The organism is Rhizobium sp. AAP43 (assembly GCF_001296045.1).
GTDB lineage: Bacteria > Pseudomonadota > Alphaproteobacteria > Rhizobiales > Rhizobiaceae > Allorhizobium.
Window position 1 is genome coordinate 1 of the sequence record NZ_LJHS01000038.1, and the last position, 19,370, is coordinate 19,370.

Annotated in this window: 15 protein-coding genes; 7 read left to right on the forward strand and 8 right to left on the reverse strand. The window is 59.6% G+C overall.

Annotated features, from left to right (window positions below; translation table 11 throughout):
* The 5 genes from IP76_RS17990 to IP76_RS18010 form a co-directional block, all read left to right on the forward strand.
* Positions 1 to 2,343, forward strand: a 2,343-nt coding sequence (locus IP76_RS17990) for an Ig-like domain-containing protein (RefSeq protein WP_156318632.1), incomplete at its 5' end; no start/stop codon positions are given.
* 460 nt (positions 2,344 to 2,803) lie between these two features.
* Positions 2,804 to 4,237 (forward strand): TolC family outer membrane protein, encoded by a 1,434-nt coding sequence (locus tag IP76_RS17995; protein WP_245281505.1) that lies wholly within the window; start codon positions 2,804 to 2,806, stop codon positions 4,235 to 4,237.
* Positions 4,238 to 4,258: 21 nt separating this feature from the next.
* Entirely contained in the window at positions 4,259 to 6,412 is a 2,154-nt protein-coding gene (locus tag IP76_RS18000; RefSeq protein WP_054159624.1) for a type I secretion system permease/ATPase, read from the forward strand.
* A gap of 29 nt (positions 6,413 to 6,441) precedes the next feature.
* Positions 6,442 to 7,701 (forward strand): HlyD family type I secretion periplasmic adaptor subunit, encoded by a 1,260-nt coding sequence (locus tag IP76_RS18005; RefSeq protein WP_054159644.1) that lies wholly within the window; start codon positions 6,442 to 6,444, stop codon positions 7,699 to 7,701.
* A gap of 4 nt (positions 7,702 to 7,705) precedes the next feature.
* Positions 7,706 to 8,359: a ribbon-helix-helix domain-containing protein gene (locus IP76_RS18010; protein ID WP_054159625.1), complete on the forward strand. Its 654-nt coding sequence runs from the start codon at positions 7,706 to 7,708 to the stop codon at positions 8,357 to 8,359.
* 44 nt (positions 8,360 to 8,403) lie between these two features.
* Here IP76_RS18010 and IP76_RS18015 read toward each other — a convergent pair whose 3' ends face one another.
* The 8 genes from IP76_RS18015 to IP76_RS18050 form a co-directional block, all read right to left on the reverse strand.
* Positions 8,404 to 9,369: a transglutaminase-like cysteine peptidase gene (locus tag IP76_RS18015; protein WP_054159626.1), complete on the reverse strand. Its 966-nt coding sequence runs from the start codon at positions 9,367 to 9,369 to the stop codon at positions 8,404 to 8,406.
* A 315-nt stretch (positions 9,370 to 9,684) separates the two neighbouring features.
* Complete coding sequence (gene rutF, locus IP76_RS18020) at positions 9,685 to 10,221, reverse strand: NADH-dependent FMN reductase RutF (protein WP_156318633.1); 537 nt, start codon at positions 10,219 to 10,221, stop codon at positions 9,685 to 9,687.
* A gap of 31 nt (positions 10,222 to 10,252) precedes the next feature.
* Positions 10,253 to 11,665 carry an amidase gene (locus IP76_RS18025; protein ID WP_054159627.1) on the reverse strand — a complete coding sequence of 471 codons (1,413 nt, stop codon included), beginning with the start codon at positions 11,663 to 11,665 and terminating at the stop codon, positions 10,253 to 10,255.
* Positions 11,662 to 11,877: a hypothetical protein gene (locus IP76_RS23365; RefSeq protein WP_054159628.1), complete on the reverse strand. Its 216-nt coding sequence runs from the start codon at positions 11,875 to 11,877 to the stop codon at positions 11,662 to 11,664. The genes IP76_RS18025 and IP76_RS23365 overlap by 4 nt, the downstream gene beginning before the upstream one ends.
* Positions 11,877 to 12,887 (reverse strand): ABC transporter permease, encoded by a 1,011-nt coding sequence (locus tag IP76_RS18035; protein WP_054159629.1) that lies wholly within the window; start codon positions 12,885 to 12,887, stop codon positions 11,877 to 11,879. The genes IP76_RS23365 and IP76_RS18035 overlap by 1 nt, the downstream gene beginning before the upstream one ends.
* Entirely contained in the window at positions 12,884 to 14,434 is a 1,551-nt protein-coding gene (locus IP76_RS18040) for a sugar ABC transporter ATP-binding protein (protein WP_054159630.1), read from the reverse strand. The genes IP76_RS18035 and IP76_RS18040 overlap by 4 nt, the downstream gene beginning before the upstream one ends.
* A gap of 25 nt (positions 14,435 to 14,459) precedes the next feature.
* A complete protein-coding gene (locus IP76_RS18045; protein WP_054159631.1) occupies positions 14,460 to 15,560 on the reverse strand; it encodes a sugar ABC transporter substrate-binding protein in 1,101 nt (366 codons plus the stop codon).
* 294 nt (positions 15,561 to 15,854) lie between these two features.
* The gene (locus tag IP76_RS18050; RefSeq protein WP_054159632.1) at positions 15,855 to 17,072 is read right to left on the reverse strand and encodes an MFS transporter; all 1,218 of its coding nucleotides are present in this window, start codon (positions 17,070 to 17,072) and stop codon (positions 15,855 to 15,857) included.
* A 161-nt stretch (positions 17,073 to 17,233) separates the two neighbouring features.
* On the opposite strand from IP76_RS18050, the gene IP76_RS18055 reads away from it, so the two are divergent.
* The gene (locus IP76_RS18055) at positions 17,234 to 18,028 is read left to right on the forward strand and encodes a GntR family transcriptional regulator (RefSeq protein WP_082352603.1); all 795 of its coding nucleotides are present in this window, start codon (positions 17,234 to 17,236) and stop codon (positions 18,026 to 18,028) included.
* A 239-nt stretch (positions 18,029 to 18,267) separates the two neighbouring features.
* Entirely contained in the window at positions 18,268 to 19,350 is a 1,083-nt protein-coding gene (rutA, locus tag IP76_RS18060; RefSeq protein WP_054159634.1) for a pyrimidine utilization protein A, read from the forward strand.
* Positions 19,351 to 19,370 lie beyond the last annotated feature (20 nt).

Below are 19,370 nucleotides of genomic sequence, written 5' to 3' on the forward strand. Positions count from 1 at the left end.
GTTGTGACGCCAGACTCCGGCTTCACCGGCAACCTGACGGTTGGCGTTGCAGCAGGCGTTGCCACGGATGCGGCAGCAAACCAGAACACGGCGGCGGCGTTTGTTCAGGCCGTTGACACGGCTCCCCCTACGGCAACTATTTCCTTTGCCGATGTCAACTTGACGCAGGGGGAGACCTCGCTTGTCACGATCACGTTCAGCGAAAAGGTTACCGGTTTCTCAAACGCTGATCTGAATATTCAGGGAGGCAATCTCTCGCCGGTATCGTCGTCGGACGGAAAGACTTGGACTGCAACGTTTACACCGACAGCGAACCTGAACGATGCGACCAATGTGATCACCCTCGCAAGCGGCTCCGTTTTCGACCTCGCCGGCAATGCGAACGCGAGTGCGACCCAATCCGCGAACTACGCCATTGACACCCGCCCACCGAACCTGACGCCCACCGACATCATCTGGAACGCCGTAGATCCGGGATCAAGCTTCCCCTCGGCAAACACCAAGATTGCTTCGCTCTCTGTCACGGATCCGGACAATACCGGTGGCTACACCTATGAGTTGGTAACGGGTGCGGGCGTGACCGTGAACGCGTCCGGCGAGGTGTTCACGACCGGTGCGATCGCCAACAATGCGGCCTACGCAATAGAAGTGAAGGTGACGGATGCCAGGGGTGGATCGTATAACGAGACGTTCAACATCATTGGCGGGACAGGCAGCGACAACACTCTGCCATCTGCTGGAGAAGGTGCTCCGGTGCTTGCAGGCGACGATATCCTGTATGGGCAAAATAACGCTGACACGATCTACGGCGGGAACGCAGATGACACGCTGTTTGGTCAGGATGGCAACGACACACTCGTTGGCGGAACTGGGCGGGATACGCTTTATGGGGGCAGCGGGTCTGATACCCTTACGGGTGGCTCAGATGCTGATGCATTCAGCTTCGCCAGCTCCGACTCTCAGGGGTCAGTTTCGATGCCGGGTGGTCTGATCAATGGTGTTACAGGCTATGATGTCATTACCGACTTTGTGGTCGGCGTTGACAAATTGAAGCTGCCTGTTTCTGGAGTTGCGGCAGCAAATACTGCCGGCACGAACGGTTTTAACTCTGACTACAGCACTGATGGAACGAGGTTCGAGTCACACTCGATTTCGAACGGGATCGTCCGGTTCGACGACCAGAACACGTTCTCTCAAGCGAGGAACATTGACTCCCTGGTGGAGGTCGGGATGGCACTGGATTACTTAAAGAGTAACAATCTGGGTGTCGCAGGCGCGACGGTCGCATTCCAGGCCGTGATTTCCGGTGTCACCTACACCTTTGTATATCAGCAGGGTGGTGCCACCGCGGGCGCAAATCATACGTTCGTCGCCCTTCAGGGTACCGCGATCAGCAACTTCAATGACGTTCTGATCCACAGCGCCGCCGACCCCATCATCCTCGACCTCGACAAGAACGGCTTTGCCCTCTCGTCGATCGGTGATGGTGTCACCTTCGACATCAATGCCGATGGCCACAAGGACCAGATCGCCTGGACAAGCGACGATGGCATCCTGGCCTATGACGTTGATGGCAACGGCCTAATCGACAACGGCTCGGAGATCTTCACGCCTGACTTCAAGGGCGAGACGTTTGCCAGCGGTGTGGCGGCTCTCGCTTCGCTTGACAGCAATGGCGATGGCAAGATCGATGCGAATGATCAGGCCTTTGCGAAGCTGCAGGTCTGGGTCGATGCCGACAATGATGGTGTGAGCGATCAGGGCGAGCTTTCGAGCCTCTCGGATCATGGTGTTGCCAGCATTTCGCTCACCACCGACAATACCGGTGGTGTCGAGGATGGCCAGACGGTCTTCTCGGAAGGTTCGTTCACCTTCCTCGATGGCTCGGAAGGCGACTTCCTGGAAGTTGGCTTCGACACGATCTTCGGGTCGGATCTGTCTGATCCGCTGATCGTCACAGGCACCGATGGCAATGACGTTCTGCATGGCGGCATGGGCCAGGTGATGATGACCGGCGGTGCCGGCGCCGACACCTTCGTCTTCGACGAGACGGCTCTGCATGAGCTCGACGTGGCCGACGTGATCACCGATTACAGCCTTTCGGAAGGCGACGTCCTCGACGTCTCCGCCCTTCTCGATACGCTGCTCGGCGAGCAGAGAAGCGAAGCCGATGCTGCATCGCATGTGAAGCTGAGCACCGACGGCACCGACACCACGCTCAGCGTCGACATGGGCGACAGTGGCTGGAAGGATGTCGTGGTCCTTGAAAACCACACCACAAGCGTCAAGGTCCTGTTCGACGACACGCATTCGGTCACGGTCAATCCGGACGTCCACGGCTGACCGGATCCATCCTGGCAAACAAGAAAAGGGCCCTTCGCGGGGCCCTTTTTCTTTGTCGCAGATGGAAGGCTTCCGTGTCCTTGCAAGGTCCGGCGAAGAATCGCCTTTGTGATTTTTATCACCCAGCGAGCGTGTTCATTGTCGCTGACGGAAAGGTGTTGCCAAATGGCGACAGGGCGGTCGGAAACCGGTGTCATCTGTGTGCTGAAATGGCAAAGACGCTTGCAGGGTTAATGGGAAGCCCAAGGAAAAGGAATCGCGATTCCTGGTTTGATAAGGCAATGCAGGCTCTTGAGCTTCCAATTGCAGGTACAAATTTTCACGAGTCTGAGTGAATTTTTCCAATTAGTTTTGACAGATCAAAATTGGGTGCATCTTTTCGACACCGGGATAACACTTTCCAGTCACGAGGCGACCGGTATATAAGAACGCTGAATTAGATTTGGGCAGGGGCACTAAATTGTTTACAAAGAAGACATTGTTCGCGGCCTTGTATACCTCGGCGGCTCTTTCCATCTTGTCCCTGACGCCGGCCAGCGCGATGTCGCTGCAGGAAGCGGTACAGAAGGCGCTGACCACCAATCCGCAGATCTCGCAGGCGGTGGAAAACCGCGAGGCGGTCGAGTTTGAACTGCGCCAGGCGCGCGGCCTCTACATGCCGTCGGTCGATCTTGAAGCCAGCGCCGGCCGTCGCCGTCTGTCGAATGACAGCACGGGTACGCTGACCAGCGACTACGAGACCTTTTCCAACGCTGAAGTCGGGTTGACCGTGACCCAGCGTCTGCTCGATGGCGGTGGTCGTCGGGCGCAGTTGGACCAGCAGGCCTCGCGCGTGGACAGTGCCTCTTTCCGCGTTCTGGACCGGTCTGAAACGGTGGCCCTCCAGGTGGTTCAGGATTATCTCGAATATATCCTGCAGTCGAAGATTGTCGGCATCGCCAAGCAGAACGTCGATTTCCACGGCGGTATTCTCGGCGATATCAAGCAGGGAATTTCCGGCGGCGCGCTGACGGATGTCGACGCTCTCCAGGGCCGCGAGCGTCTCGATGCTGCCCGTGCCCGCCTGCGTGAAGCGCAGGAAGAGCTGGAGATGACAAAGATCCGCTTCCTGAAGACGGTTGGTGAGCCGATCACCAATGCGAAGATGCCGCCGTCGCTCGGCAAGTACATTCCGCGCTCGCTGCAGGATGCGATCGCAACGGCGAAGACCAACAATCCGCGGATTTATGCAGCACGCGCTGACATTGATGCGGCGGATGCTGCCGTTCGCGGCGCCCGCTCCAACTATGCGCCGACGGTCGATCTCGAGGGCCGCGCCAGCGTCGGCAACGATGTCGGCTCAAGCCAGGGCAATACCAATGACGTGCAGGTGCGTGTCGTCGCCCGCTGGAATCTCTATCGCGGCGGCATCGACCAGGCCCGCGAGCAGGAACAGATCCGCCGTGCCAGCGAGCAGCGCTTCGCCTCGGACCAGGTCCACCGCGAAATCGAGGAATCGATCCGCTCTGCCTGGAACGAGCGTAGCAGCCGTGGCGAACTTTCGCAGATCCTCGGTTCGCAGTCGTCGCAGAATGCCAAGCTCGTCTCGTCCTATGGCGAGCAGTTCAAGATCGGCCAGCGCTCGCTGCTCGATGTGCTCGATGCGCAGAACACCCGCTTCAACACGGGCATCGTTGCTGAAACGGCCCGCTTTGCTGCCCTCTTCGCCGAGTACAAGATCCTGGCTGCATCCGGCTCGCTGTTGAAGTCGATGAACCTGAAGCCAGTCGGTCAGTCCGAGGCTTATGCGCGCAACGAATTTTCCGTGAAGGCGACGCCCGACGGGGCTTACACCAAGCGGGATCCGCGGCAAAAGGCGGGCGTTCCGATGGACCTCCTGGCGCCGCTTCAGTAACCGTCCATCCGATAGGATGAAATGTTAAACTCATTGATCGACCCGGCGGGCACTCGTGCCCGCCTTAGCTTTCGTGGATCCTTCAAGGCTGTCGCCGCATACTACGGGCGGCCCACCTCCGACACTGTTCTGTTTTCCGGACTGCCCGACGAAATCGTCGAGTCGCTGGAGGTGGACGACGTGGAACATGTCGCCGAGCGCATTGGCCTGCAGGTTGTCAAAATCAGCCAGCGTGCCATTCGCGAGGGTGATTTCGACTGTCCTGCGATTGTTGCGCTGGAAGACGGCGGAACGCTCCCCCTTCTCGAAGTAAGTGAAGAGGGCGTCTACACGCTCGATCTGCGAGACGGTTCGCAGGCACTGAGGCTGAGCCGCGCCGAACTGGCGGCGCTGAAGCCACAATTCGCCTTCGGCTTCACGCTTTTCTATCGCAATGACGGCGAGGAGGCTCTCCTCGGTGAAGCGGAGAAGATCGAGAAGCGTCACTGGCTTCTGCGCGCGCTGATGCCTTACTGGCGCACCTATCTGCGGGTGGTAATCGCCGCGCTTTTTATCAACATCATCGCGCTCGCGTCACCGCTATTCACCATGAATGTCTATGACCGGGTGCTGCCGAACAAGGCGTTCCCGACGCTCTGGGTGCTGGCCATCGGCATCATGGTCGCCTATCTCTTCGACTTCCTCTTGAAGACAGCCCGGTCATCGCTCATCGATCACGCCGGCCGCAACGCTGATTTGCGCTTGTCGCAGATGATCTTCGACAAGGTGCTCAACACCACGCTTGCCTCTCGTCCTCTGTCGACGGGGGAGTATGCCAACCGCGTGATGCAATACGAGTTCGTGCGCGAATTCTTCACATCGAACACCATCGGTCTCGTCATCGACACGGCTTTTCTCTTCATCTTCCTTCTCGTGATCTATCTGATCTCTGGATGGCTGGCGATCATTCCGGCTGTGGCGCTGATCCTGTCGATTGCAATCGGCCTGCATGCCCAGGCGAAGATCGGCCATCGCATGGCGGCCGCCGCGAACGAGGCCTCGAAGAGGCAGTCGTTGCTGGTGGAAACGATCTCGACGATCGAGACGCTGAAGAGCCTCCGCGCAGAAGCGACCATGCTGCGCCGCTGGCAGGAGCTGATGAAGCATTCGAGCCGGACCAGCGAGGAGATCAAGCACATCTCTACCAATGCCATCAACCTGACAGCACTGGTGCAGCAGCTGGTTGGCGTATTGATCGTGATTGCCGGAACCTACGAGTTCTCCGAGGGCAGACTTGCCATGGGCGCGATCGTCGCGACTGTCATGCTGGCCGGACGTGCCGGTGCGCCGCTTGGCCAGATTGCCATGACGCTCGCTCGTTTCCGCCAGGCGACGATGTCGCTGAGGATCCTCGACCAGGTGATGGATCAGCCCGAGGATCGTCCGTCGACCGTGGGTTTCGTCAACCGCGAGATCAAGAATGGTGGGTTCTCCTTCCAGGACGTGACCTTCCAATATCCGGGTTCCGATCAGCCGGTGATCAGCAAATTGTCGCTGACCGTGGCGCCGGGCGAACGTGTCGGGATCATCGGGCGCATCGGATCTGGCAAGACGACGCTTGGCCGCTTGCTCGATGGCCTCTTCGTGCCGACAGAAGGCCGTATCCTGATCGACGGCGTCGATATTCGGCAGTACCATATGTCGGAAGTCCGGGCCTCGGTTGCCGTGGCTGGCCAGTCGTCCGACCTGTTCTCGGGGACGGTCAAGGAAAACCTGCTGATCGGCCGGGCCGATGCGACGGATGAGGAATTGCTCGAGGTTGCCCGCATGACCGGGGTGGAGGAGTTCGTCTCGCGCCACCCGCGCGGTTTCGACATGCCAGTCGGTGAACGAGGCAACAATCTGTCGAACGGCCAGAAACAGGCGCTGACGATTGCGCGTTTGCTGTTGACCAAGCCTAAGATCGTCTTCCTCGACGAGCCCTCGGGCGCGATGGATCTGGCCAGCGAGCGCCATCTGCTCAACCGTCTGTCGACCGCCTTCGATCGCAACACGACACTGCTGATCGCGACCCATCGGTTCTCGATGCTCGATCTCTGCGACCGTCTGATCGTGCTCGACAAGGGCCGGGTTGTGGCGGACGGACCGAAAAAGTCTGTCATCGAGGCCATGCAGAACAAGGGGATCAAGACGTGAGCCGCGCGGTTGTCGATACACCGCCATTCATGGCGCGGATCATTGTCGGTCTGGTTGGCGCCTTCATCGCCATATTTGTGGCCTGGGCGGCGATCGCCGAGATCGACGAAATCTCGCGTGGCGAAGGCAAGGTCATTCCGGTTTCGAAGACCCAGATCGTGCAGTCTTCCGAGGCGGGTATCGTTCAGACGATTGCCGTGCAACTCGGGCAGGTCGTTCGCAAGGGAGAGCTGATCGTGCAGCTGAACAATACGACGACGGAATCTTCGCTCGGCGAAGCTGTGGCAAAGGCAAGAGCGCTTGGTGCCAAGGTCGCCCGCCTGGAGCTGGAGGAGGTCGGTGCCTATGATGGCGCATTTCTCTGCCCGGATGAGGTGAAGTCTGTCGCGAGCCGCGTTTGCGAGAACGAAGCGCGGCTGTTTGCGGCCAACAAGGCGGCCTACGAAAACAAGGCCGGTGTTCTGAAGGAGCGTGTGCGCCAGCGCGAGAACGAGCTTAGCGAGGCGCATGCCAATATCGCAAGGCTTGAGCAGAACATCACCCAGGCGACGCGCCAGTACGACCTCATGAGCCCGCTTGCCAAGAAGGGCCTGGTCGCCCAGACGGAAGTAATCACGCTGGAGCGCGAGCTGACCGACCAGCGCGGCCAGATCACCGTCTATCAGGAAAGCCTGGAGCGCCTGCGCGGTGCCGTCGAAGAGGCGCGCCTGCAGGTGGATGAACTCCTGCTGCAGTTGAAGCAGCAGGCGCTGACGGAGAAGGCGCTGACCCTGTCTGAGCTTTCCGTTATCGACGAGACCATTCGCGGTGCCTCCGACCGTGTGAGCCGGACCGATATCCGCTCGCCGGTCGATGGCATCGTCAATACGCTCGAAGTCAACACGATCGGCGCCTATGTCGATCCGGGTACGGTAATTGCAGGGATCGTTCCGACGGCAGATACATTGCTGATCGAGGCGAAGATTTCGCCGAGGGACGTCGCCTTCGTCCGACGGGGTCAAAAGGCGATCGTCAAGGTTACGGCTTATGATTTCTCTATCTTCGGCGGATTGGAAGGCGAGGTGACCAATGTCTCCGCCGACAGCATCGTCGACAAGGAGAAGGGCGAGACCTTCTACATTGTGCAGGTCAAGACGGATCGGTCGGAGCTGCAGCGGAATGGCAAGTCCTATCCGATCATCCCAGGCATGGTCGCGTCTGCCGAAATCATGACGGGTCGAAAGACCATCCTCAGCTATCTGTTGAAGCCGATCAACAAGGCGCAATCCGTTGCGCTGACCGAGCGGTAGGTCCATGTCGATCGTCGAGCGGCACCCGTTTCAGATCGATCAGGGGGAACCGGCGAACCAGCCGCTTCCAGAACTTCAGGAAGGTGACGCCGAGCCGAAGTTCCGGGCGATTATCGGCAAGGGCGGTGCCAGGCGTGGTATCCGCCTGGAAACGATCTACTGGGACGGGCTGACCTCGCTGCTATCGGGTTCCCGGCACTCGATCTCTGACGTGGTCGAACAGGCCGCAACGCAGGTGGGTGATGGAAGCAATCTTGCATCGACACTTCGCGTGGTTGCCTTTCGCTGGATGTGGCGCAGGCTGGCGGCGGTCGAAAACGCCTATTCGACAGAGAACCTGAATGCGCTTGTGCAGGCCTGTCCTTCGCCCGTCATTGTGTTGACGCGCGACAAGAAGATCCAGCTGTTCAATGAGCCTTTCGTTACACTGCTGAAGCAGCGGCTGGCGCTTGGCAATGTCGCGCAGCTTTCGGCAGGTTTCCGCTTCGTGCTCGACATGCAGGTGGAGGATGCGATTGAAAGCCTTGCGACCAAAAGCAAGATGGTGACGACGGGATTTACCGCAAGCTGTGCGGGAAAGCAGCTGACCGGCCAGATCAATCTGGCCATGGCGCCCAATCATCGAAAGCCTATGGTGATCGGCTATGTCGTGCGGTGATCGCTGATAGTTGAAGGTGAACGACCTTCAGGCACGCGATGCGATCACAGTTCGCCGCCTTCGCCAGGGGCAATGCTGTCAAGACTCTTCATCGCCAGCGCCTTGCCAGCGCCCTTGCGTATGCCGTGCAAGAATCCACGCCCGTTTGAGATCGAGAAGAGTGGCTGATAATCGGGCAATTGCCGGTCGGCCAGAACCTGATTTCGCATATTGTCGAGAATGTAGTTGTTGCCGCCGACCTCCACCGAGAGGATGGCGTGATAGAAGTGTCGCTTCTTGTCGTAGAGGATGACCACGGTCATGTCCTCAAGCGCGATGCCCTTCTCGGCCAGCATCGCCATCTTCAGGAGCGCATAGTCTTCACAGTCGCCCGTTCCTCGGGCCAGCGTCTGCGATGGGGAGGACCACTGATCCAGTCGTCCATGCACATCGAGGTCCTTGCGATACTCGATCTTCCGGTTGACCTCGGCGTTGACGAGATTGAGCGTATCGCGCACCGATGCCTTCGCCCCGCCATCGCTTGTGCGATGAACCAAGGTTCCCAAATCGGTACAGGTCCGGCCCTTGCAGTTCAGCGCAGTGCCCTTGGCAATCTCCCCAAAGGTCGAGGCAGCCTTTTTGAGTGCGCCGAGCTTTTTGAAGGGAATGGCGACGGAACCGAAGACGCCATCGGCCTGGGTGGTGCGTCGAGGTGTGGTCGGAGACTTGGCGGCGATCGCGCCGGTCAATACACCGCCATCGACGGGCGCAGCCAAGGCGACCGTCTGCATCTGCAATGCCTGGGTTTCGACAATCTGGCGCGTGTTCTGCCAGCCTTTGGCGATCCGTTGCGAGAAAGCTTCCGAGATGGAAGGACTGAGCGGATTGAGCCCGAGCAGCAGAGCTTGGGCAATGGAGGAGTGGAAAACGAGTGCGCCCGTCGGTGCGGGGGCGGCCTGTGCGCCCGGCACAAAGAAGGTTGCGAGGGCAAGGGTCGAGGCTGCGACAATGTTCTTTTTCTTCTTGAGCATCGCTTCTTCTCCGAGTGTTGTTCGAAGAATACAGCGTCGATCTGAAATATTGGTTCGATACTATGGATGAAATACGTATAATCTGAGAGAATATACTTAAATAAAAATTTTTGTTTCGAAGTTATACGCTGTTAACCAATAGAGCCACCGCAATTGTTACGATGAGGTACCTTGTCAGATTACGGGGGCTGTCTCGAACAGCGAAAGCCGGGCCACAGGTTCTCTGCGGCCCGGCTGTTCGAATCTCTGCAATCGTCGGTGGGATGGAGGCGGGATGAAGGTCGCAGCTCCGCTTGAGACTTGGTCGGGTCTGCGTTAGCTGGCCGACGCCATCTGACCGACGCGGTGATAGCCACGCTGGTAGTAGATCAACGCTTCATCCCTACCGTCTTCATGGATTTCCAGGACCCTGCAGAACAGAACCTTGTGGGTTCCGACGTCGACACTGTCGCTGACGACGCAGTCGAAGGACACGACCGCGTCGGTAAGGATGGGCGCGCCGGTGGCGCCACGTCTCCAGCTTGCGGCGGCAAAACGTTCTTCTACCGGGGTCTTGCCGCCGAAAAGGGCGGATAGCTGCTCGTGATTGCCGGCAAGGGTGTTGACGCACAGCATCTTGTTCGTCTCAAAAGTCTCGAAGACGGAGCTTGAGCGGTTGAGGCAGACAAGCAAGGTGGGCGGTGTATCCGTCACGCTGCAGACGGCAGAGGCTGCAAAGCCCGCCTTGCCGCCCGGCCCGTCAGTGGTCACGATGTTGACGGCAGCACCCACTCGGGACATGGCGTTGCGAAACTCGGCTTGGCTGACTGCGGAAGTTGCCTCGTCTCCGGCGATTGTCGGCATGGCATTCATGGATCGTCTCCTCTCTGGGCCGGTGCGGTTTTCACGCGGCCGGGCGGATGGATGGGCGGGGATGGAAGCGGCCGAGGGCCAGCACAGTTTCGAGCTTTCGTGCGACCGAGGCTGCAATGTCCTCGCGCCAGGGGCGGGCTACAACCTGTATAGCGACCGGCAGGCCATCGCAGTTTGCGACTGGCAGTGTCACCACCGGCAAGCCAAGGAATGAAAATGGACGGGTGAATGCCGTCATGCCCGAAATCACCGTGGTCATGGTCGAGCCGGCTCCGACATTTACCTCGCTGTCGAGCGGCGGGAGGAAGGGCATGGCAGGGACGAGGATCGCATCGCAGTTGGCAAAGGCCATTTCGAGGAAATCGGCCGTCAGTCGAGCGCGGATCTGCAAAGCACGGAGATAGATCGGTGCCGGCACAGCGATGGCCTGGGCCAGGCGCGACCGAAGTTGCGGGCCAAAATCCTCTGGCCGCTCGCGCATCCCGTCGAAGTGAACGGCTCCAGCCTCGCTCATGGCGACAACATTGGCGAGCTCTGCAATCCCTCCGAGGTCGGGCATGGATGTGTCCGCAATCGAGAGGACATGCGGTGCGAGCGCCCGTGCGGTCTCTTGCATCGCGCCCTCGACCTCTTTGGTCAGACGATCGGCAAACATCCCCCCGCCCAGACCGATGCGCAGTGCCGAGATGTCTTCGCTGAGGGGTTTCAGTGGAGCGTCGACACAGGTCAGGTCTTTCCCGTCCGGTCCGCTGATCAGCCGGAGGATCGTAAAGGCGTCATCGACGGTCCGGGTTAGCGGGCCAACACAATCCTGCGAAAAGGAAAGCGGCATGACGCCAGTCCGTGGTACGCGACCTTGCGTCGGCTTGATGCCGACGACACCACAGCAGGCGGCCGGAAGGCGGATGGAGCCGCCCGTATCTGAGCCGAGGGCTGCCAGCACGACACCGCCGCCAACGGCAGCGCCTGATCCGCTGGACGAGCCGCCGGTGATGCGGTCAGAATCGAGCGGGTTGATCGCTCGGCCGTGATGATGGTTGTGCCCCGTCGGACCCATGGCGAATTCCGACATATTCAGCCGGCCGATCGTAAATGTGCCGGCAGCCTCCAGCCGCTCAATCACGGATGCATTCTTGGCTGCCACGTGATCCGCGCGGATCTTCGAGCCGCAGCCGGTGACCTTGCCGGCATGGTCGTACATGTCCTTGTGGGCGAGCGGCACGCCGTGCAGCGGTCCGACGGCTCGCCCTTCGGCAAGCGCCCGGTCGGCGGCACGGGCGGATATCAGCGCATCCTCCCGATCCACGGTGATAAAGGCGTTGAGGCGCGACTGGCTTTCTTCGGCCCGATCGAGTGCGGCAAGGGTGAGGTCAACGGAGGAGACTTTGCCGGACTGGATGAGGCTGGCCGCCTCGGCAATCGTTGCCGGATCCAGGATGCTCATCGGCCTGCCTCCGCATTGAGAAGTGCATAGAAGCTTGCGGGTTCCAGCATGAACAGCGCGCCGCCGCGACCATAGGCATGCGGAGCGATCCACTGTGCATCGCGCGCCATTTCCTGGGTCATGGCGGACAGTTCTGCCTCGGTCGCTGATCGACCGAGATAGGTTTGGGCTAGGTGTTTCACAGTCAGGGTCTGAGCGGTCGCGTCGTCCATCAGCTGAAGTCCTGCGGTTGGCGATTGCGGACCAGCTGACTGAGAGACACCGCGATGACCAGGGCGCCGCCATAGAACAGGTTCTGCACATAGGCCTGGGCGCCGAGCATGGTGAGGCCCGTGATGCCGGTGACAAGGAAGTAGACGCTGATGATCGCACCGAAGGAGTTGAAGCGTCCCGGCGAAATGGTCGTTGCGCCGAGGAACGCGGCAGCAAAGGCCGGCAGCAGCAGATTGAGGCCAGAAAGCGGGTCGGCCGATCCGGTCATGCCGGAATAAAACACACCTGAGAGTGCCGCGATGAGGCCTGAGAGAATGAAGGACATGGCTCGGACCCGATCGACATTGATGCCATTAAGGCGCGCCACTTCACGACCGCGACCGACGAAGAGCAACTTGCGGCCTGGAATGGTGAACTCAAGCGCGTACCAGATCACGGCTGCGAGGATCAGTGCGTAGAAGAAGGCGAGTGGAATGCCGAAGAGCCGGTTGATGATCACCCATTCGACCAGGGTCATGGAGACGCCGGAAATGGTCTGTGACTGGCTGAGCCAAAGGATCATTCCGTTGGCAAAGGTGCCGACGCCAAGCGTCACGATCAGGGAGTGAATGCGGAAATAGAGGACGAAGAACGCATTGACCGCGCCAATGACGGCGCCCGATAGCAGCGCCACAAGAATGACCGGCCCGATGGGCCAGCCATGCTTGACGTTGAGAACTGCGATCAGCATCGAGCTCATGGTGAGGATCGATGCACCGGAGAGGTCGAAGTCGCCTGATGTGAGCGGCAGGATGATGGCAAGTGTCAGCACAACCAGAACCGCCTGAGAGCCGAACATGGTGGAGAAGTTGCGCCAGCTCAGAAAGGATTCCGGCATGAGGATTCCGAAGATGACGATCAGCAGCAGCCAGGCCGCCACGAGCGCGAAGCGTTCGCCTTCGCGCTTGAGGTTAATCGATGGGCGGCGGGCCGGCGCTTCGGCGTCTGCTGTCAGGTTGGTGGTCGTCATTCTGCGGCCTCCGCATGCGGGGTTTGCGAGTAGAAACAGGCTTCCGTGATGGCCTTGCGGGTGATTTCCCCACCCTTCAGCTCCGCGACCGGTCGGCCCTTCGAGAATACGATGACGCGATCGCAGATCTGTTCGAGCTGTTCATTGTCCGTGGAAGCGCAAAGTATGGATGTGCCCTCCGCAGTGGCGCGGTCGAGCGCCTTGAAGATTTGCTGGCGCGCGCCGAAGTCGACGCCCTGGGTGGGTTCATCGAGCATCAGCAACTTTGGCTTGATCTGCAGCCATTTCGCCAGCAACACCTTCTGCTGATTTCCGCCTGACAATGCGCCAAGCATCATGTCCGGACGCGGCGGGCGGATGTCATAGACCTGCGAAAGGCGTGCAGCTTCCCGATCCATGCTTCGGCGATCGAGGCCATAGGGGCGCATATGCGCATCCAGCACTGGCAAAGTGATATTGTCAGCGACGGAAAGGCTCCCGATCCCGGCTGCCCCGAGCCGATCACCCGGTAGAAGAGCGATGCCGAGGCTCTGGGCGCGCGCAGGCGTGATACTGCTGAGGTTGATTGTCTTTCCCTGGACGGTCAGCTGTCCGAAACCCTTGCGTGCCCCATAGATCAGGTAAGGCAGGGCTGCGAAGCCTGAGCCGATCAAGCCGGTAACGCCGACGGTCTCGCCTTCGGCGATGTCGAGGTCAAATGGTTGGCTGGTCCCGTCGGTCGCGCCACGGATGGAAATTGCGGCCGGCCGGGCTTCGGTTCGCCGCGCCTTGGCAAAGGCGTCGATGCGGCTGCCGACGATGGTATCGAGGATGGTCTGGCGTTCTGCGTTGCGGGTATCGAGCACGCTCACGAGTTCGCCGTCGCGCAGGACGGCCACCCGATCGGTGATGTCGAGCACCTCATCGATGTCGTGGGTGACGATGACTACCGACGCGCCGGTTTTCACAATTGAGCGGATGAGGGCAAACATGCGTTGGACATCTTCGGCTGGCAGGAAGGGCGTCGGCTCGTCGAGCACGAGTATGCCTTCACCTCCATAGCCGGCATCCGAGGACTTGAGATCATCGAACGCCCTGACGATGGCCACGAAGGCTCGCTCCACCGGGGGAAGGTCGGCAACGATGGCGAAGGGGTCGATCGTGAGGTCAAACTCGGCGAAGAGTTTTGCCACATGCTCGGCCTCCTTCTTCCAGGAGACGAGCCAGGGATTTCTCCGCCCAAGTGCCGTAACCCGCATGTTCTCGACCACGCTCAGCGACGGAATGAGGCCGAGATGCTGGTGGACGAAGGCGACCCCTCGCTTCTTGATGTCCATCTGGTCCAGCGGCAGGGCCATTTCCTGGCCCCAAAGCACGACCTTGCTGCCTTCTTCAGGCTGGTGGAAGCCGGCAAGCACCTTGATCATGGTGGACTTGCCGGATCCGTTCTGGCCGAGGAGCCCGAACACCTCGCCGCGTCGGATCGACAGCGATACGCCCTTGAGCGCGTAGTGGCTGCCGAACCGCATGCGGATGTCGGTCATCTGAAGCACGGCATTGTCGGACATTGCAGGCTCCTGTCGTCGATGAGGACTAGTTCAGCTTCCAGAGCTTGCGGAACCCTTCGAGATGGGCGTCGCCATAGCCGTCGTCGAAAGTGGCGGGCACGCCGGCTGTCTCGATGTTCCGCTCGTCGAAGACCAGCAGCGGCGAGTTCAGCTTCTTGACCGATGGCAGGCCGCACAGCATGCGCATGATGTTGTCCACGGCCGCATAGCCCGACCAGCCAAGACTTTCGCCGATGTCCATCTGCACCTGGCCTTCCCGAACCATGTCGAGCACGAAGGGAGTTCCGTTATAGCTGGCGACTTTCACGGCGCCTTCGCTACCCGTGATGCGCAGTGCCGGGATGACGAATTGCGACATGGAATCGTAGATGGGCAGAATGAAATTGATGCCTGGATCAGCCAGAACTGCCGACTGGACGCCGGGCTGGATCTTGGTGGCCCATTCAGAGACCGGTACGTCGAGATGTTTCTGGACGCAGTCCGGGCACAGGGCCTTGAGCTGGTCCTGGATGGACTTGACGAACGGAATCGATGGCAGGACGTCGGAAGAGCCGATGATCAGCACGTTGGGCTTGCCCTCGGTCTTGGCATAGGCCCAGGCTGCCAGAAGCTTGCCGGCGCCGGTGTAATCGACGGATCCGGAATAGTCGACGCTCGAATGCTGCTCCTGGGTCACATCGTAAAAATGGGTGGTGGTGATCTTCAGGCCGGCCGCGCGTGCCTCTGCCAGTTGCGGACCGAGCCATTCCGGGTTCAGACCACCGGCAATATCGAGCACGTCGTATTTCTGGCTGATTGCCTGCGATACGCCCTGCATCCACTGGTCGCTCTTCAGTTGGTTGTCCCAGGTGGTGTAGGTGAAGCCGACTTCGGCGGCAGCCTTGGCCATCGCCTTCTGCAGTTCGACGTTGAAAGGGATTGTCATCGAGATCGGGATCGACAGGACCTTCTTGCCCGCCATGCAGGACTTGGCGTCGAAGGCTTCGCCTGGGGGCTCGAAGACCGGCATCTTTTCATGTTCGGCAATGATCGCCTTGGCTTCCGCCATAGGGTCTGCTTGACCCGGGCTGGAAGCCGCTGCCATCGCGGCGATGGAGACGAGGGAGGTGAGCAGGAGCTTGCGCATTCGTTAACATTCCCCTTCGTGGCCCTCCTTGTCGGAGGCGCATTGTTGTGCGGCTTTTACGGTGTCCGCTAAATGCAATGTACGTACATAAACGAAACGACGTCAACGGCTTTTGCCTATTTTTTTGCTCTGCACACAAAAGCGGCAATTGCGAAAAACCCGCAGATGTTGATGAATGCCAATTAGTCAATGCTGCACGAGCGAAGGCAATCGACAGCTGAAATGACAAAGTCCCGCATCGCGCACGCGTGATGCAGGACTATATGTATGTACATATTGTCAGATGAGTGCAGCTTATCGATGCGCCAACTGAGCGCGCCAAGCGGCGATCATGCCGCCAAAGCCGAAGGCAGAAAAGCAGAGGAAGCTGGTTCCGTAGTCACCGGTCAGGGCGTAGATGGCTGCGAAGGTGGAAGGGCCGACGATCACGCCGATAAAGGTGTAGACGAGGGCGGCTCCGGTGATCGCGCCGACGCGGGACTCCGGCGCATTATGCGCCACTTCTGCCAAGAGCACGCCATTCCAACCGATGGAAACGCAACCGAGTGCGATGAACAGCGCCGCCTGTAGCCATGTCGGCAGGTCGGCAAGCCAGTAGAGGCCGGCAAAACCTGACCCGCTGAGAAGGCCGAGGAGGCCAAGCGTCAGCAGGCCGCCGCCAATCCGGTCGGCAACCGCACCCCAGAAGATCCGCCCGAAGGCGCCGCCGAGCTGTGTGGCCGCCGCAACCGTACCGGCTGCAAGAAGCGACCAGCCTGCATCATGCACCAAGGCGACGACTGCGAAGGCGGAAACGGAGAGCTGCATGGCGGAGTAGGCAAACCCGATTCCGCTCAGAACCCTGAGCTTGCGGCTCTTCCAGATGATCGACTGTTCTTCGGCGACGCCCTTGCGCAGTGAAGGCAGCTTGCGGCCAGCCACGGGTTCGGCGGCATGTGTGACGGCAAGCAGACCCATCATGGCCAAGGGTGCGGCTGCGCCGATCAAAAGCGCAACGTGCCAGCCGAACTGGGTTGACAGGAAGGGAAGGGCGAAGCTTGCCAGGATGCCGCCCAAGGGCACGCCAGACTGTTTGAGGGAGAAGACAATGTTGCGCTTGTTGTGCGGTGTGATGCGGCTGAGCATCTCCGAGGATGCCGGATTGTTCAGTCCGTAGCCGATCCCGATCAAAAGGGACGCCAGAATGATCGCGGGCACCAGGGCCGTTGCAATGCCGACAAATCCGAGCGTGAAGCAGATGAGGGCCGCCTGCTCGATCTTGATGGGTCCGAAGCGTTGCACCAGTGTTCCGGCAATTGCGGACGAGAACATGCCGGAGGCGTATATGAGGCTGATCTGGTAGCCGATCCAGTGCGCGCCGATCCCAAGGTCGCTGGCCACTGTGGGCGCGATTGCGGTCAGGGCCAGCACGCTTGCTGTCGCCACAATCTGGATCAGGGTTGCCGCGGTCAATGTCTGCAAAAGTGAGGATGCGCGTGCGGGGCGTGGCGCGGCGGTCGTGATGTCGGTCATCAGGAGGGGAGCCTTGGCGGGGAGCGATCTCTAGTATTTGTACGTACTAATTGATTTCGCCTTCGGGTGCAACATCCGTTAGTCAGGTTCTTGCCCAGGCGGATTTCGTTTGCGTCATTCTCAGAAAACCGATTGATAGGGCGCCAGGGGTGGAAACAAAAATGACCGCATCGCAACCATTAGACACAATAACTGATACTGAAACAGAGGGTGCGGACTGGAAGCCAGAGCTGGCGACTGCGCCTCTCTACTTGCAGGTCGCCCATCATCTTGAGGCGCGCATCCGGACGGGCGAGTTTCCGGTCGGGACTCTCCTGCCGACTGAAAATGAACTTGCTGCGGCGCTCGGCGTCAGCCGTCAGACTGTGCGCCAGGCCATAGCCACCATGCGCACCGGCGGCAGACTGTCAGCAAAGAAGGGTGTTGGGACCCGTGTTGAGGCGGGTCCGGATATCTCGCGACGGCACTTTATCGCTCATTCTCGCTCCGAGCTTTTCGAGGTGGCGGCGGAAACGGAGTTCGTCATCTCCCTCAAGGAAGAGGTCTCGGCCCAGGGTAAGCTGGCTGTCGAGCTTGGCTGCCGTCCGGGGCGACGCTTCTTTCATATTGGGGGCGTCCGTTATACCGCTGCGCGACAGAGGGCTTTCTCCTGGAATGAGGTCTATGTCGATGCGCGCTTTGCGGCTGCTGTTCGCGACGTCGATGTGGCGAAAACGGCGATCTTTCACCTGATCGAGGAATATACCGGCGAGAAGATCCATGAGATCCAGCAGGATATCAAGCCGGTGTCGCTGACGGCTGAAATTGCAGAGCAGATCGGTTGCCAGGCCGGTGATCTCGCGCTCCAGGTCACGCGCCGATATTACGGCTCCGGCCGGCGCCTGATCGAATACGCCTTCCAGATTCTGCCGGCCGATCGCTTCACTTACACAACGACGCTCCGCGCCGGTAACTGACAGCGACCCCTCGTCTTCCCAAGACTTAAAACTTGCCTCGCGTGCGGCTGGCCTCAGCCTGCGCGGGGATTTCTGCGTTCAATTTCGCGGCAGTCCGACGCGTGCCAGGCGGCATGCTGCCTAATGATTGAGCACGCATAAATTTAGGACATTTTCTCTCTGGACAGCTTTTCGAAATTTTGCATTAGTTCGTACATACTGAATTCGCGTCCACCAACTAGAACAAGGGGAACCTCCTCATGGATATCGGCGTCTTCATTCCGATCGGCAACAATGGCTGGCTCATTTCGACCAATGCGCCGCAGTACAAGCCGAGCTTCGAACTCAACAAGCAGGTGGTGCAAAAGGCGGAAAAATACGGGCTGGATTTCGCCCTATCGATGATCAAGCTGCGCGGGTTTGGCGGTAAAACCGAGTTCTGGGATCACAATCTCGAATCCTTCACCCTGATGGCAAGCCTTGCCGCCGTCACCAGCAAGATCAAGCTGTTTGCCTCGACCGCAGTTCTCACCTTGCCGCCGGCGATTGTCGCCCGCATGGCCGCGACTATCGATTCTGTGGCGCCGGGTCGCTTTGGCGTCAACATCGTCTCGGGCTGGCAGATGGCTGAATATGACCAGATGGGGATGTGGCCGGGAGATGCCTATTTCGGCTATCGCTATGATTATTCGAGCGAATATGTTCAGATCATGAAGGACCTATGGTCCAATGGGGAATGCACCTTTGAAGGCAAGCATTTCACCATGAAGGACTGCAAGATGCAGCCCATGCCGGCGAACAAGATCGACATCGTCGCGGCCGGTCAGAGCCCGCGCGGCGTAGAGTTCGCCGCCCAATATGCTGATTACAATTTCGTTATGGCGAGCGGTATCAACACGCCGACCGCCTATGCACCGAACAACAAGCCATTGATTGACGCCTCGGCCAGGACCGGCCGCGATGTCGGCGCCTATGTGCTGTTCATGGTGATCGCTGACGAGACCGATGAACTGGCGAAGGCAAAATGGGAAAGCTACCGCGAGGGTGCCGATGTCGAGGCTCTCGCTTGGATGGCGGATCAGGGGAGCAAGGATCAGTCGGCAGCCGACAACTCGACCGCGCGCCACATCAATCTGCCCGAGGGTGCGGTCAACTTCAACATGGGCACGTTGGTCGGCTCTTATGAAAACATCGCAAAGATGCTGGATGAGGCCGCGGCTGTCGAAGGCACGAAGGGCATCATGCTGACGTTCGACGACTTCCTCGTCGGGCTCGATCAGTTTGGCCAGCGCATCCAGCCACTTATGGCGTCGCGCAGCAACCTTCAGATCGCAGCGGAATAACACACGCATGAATGCGATAG

Coding starts and splice junctions, on each gene's coding strand:
- IP76_RS18040 (WP_054159630.1), bottom strand. CDS start 14,434: ATGTCCGACAATGCCGTGCTTCAGATGACCGACATCCGCATGCGGTTC.
- IP76_RS18055 (WP_082352603.1), top strand. CDS start 17,234: ATGACCGCATCGCAACCATTAGACACAATAACTGATACTGAAACAGAG.
- IP76_RS18045 (WP_054159631.1), bottom strand. CDS start 15,560: ATGCGCAAGCTCCTGCTCACCTCCCTCGTCTCCATCGCCGCGATGGCA.
- IP76_RS18035 (WP_054159629.1), bottom strand. CDS start 12,887: ATGACGACCACCAACCTGACAGCAGACGCCGAAGCGCCGGCCCGCCGC.
- rutA (WP_054159634.1), top strand. CDS start 18,268: ATGGATATCGGCGTCTTCATTCCGATCGGCAACAATGGCTGGCTCATT.
- IP76_RS18000 (WP_054159624.1), top strand. CDS start 4,259: ATGTTAAACTCATTGATCGACCCGGCGGGCACTCGTGCCCGCCTTAGC.
- IP76_RS18015 (WP_054159626.1), bottom strand. CDS start 9,369: ATGCTCAAGAAGAAAAAGAACATTGTCGCAGCCTCGACCCTTGCCCTC.
- rutF (WP_156318633.1), bottom strand. CDS start 10,221: ATGAATGCCATGCCGACAATCGCCGGAGACGAGGCAACTTCCGCAGTC.
- IP76_RS18025 (WP_054159627.1), bottom strand. CDS start 11,665: ATGAGCATCCTGGATCCGGCAACGATTGCCGAGGCGGCCAGCCTCATC.
- IP76_RS23365 (WP_054159628.1), bottom strand. CDS start 11,877: ATGGACGACGCGACCGCTCAGACCCTGACTGTGAAACACCTAGCCCAA.
- IP76_RS18010 (WP_054159625.1), top strand. CDS start 7,706: ATGTCGATCGTCGAGCGGCACCCGTTTCAGATCGATCAGGGGGAACCG.
- IP76_RS18005 (WP_054159644.1), top strand. CDS start 6,442: ATGGCGCGGATCATTGTCGGTCTGGTTGGCGCCTTCATCGCCATATTT.
- IP76_RS18050 (WP_054159632.1), bottom strand. CDS start 17,072: ATGACCGACATCACGACCGCCGCGCCACGCCCCGCACGCGCATCCTCA.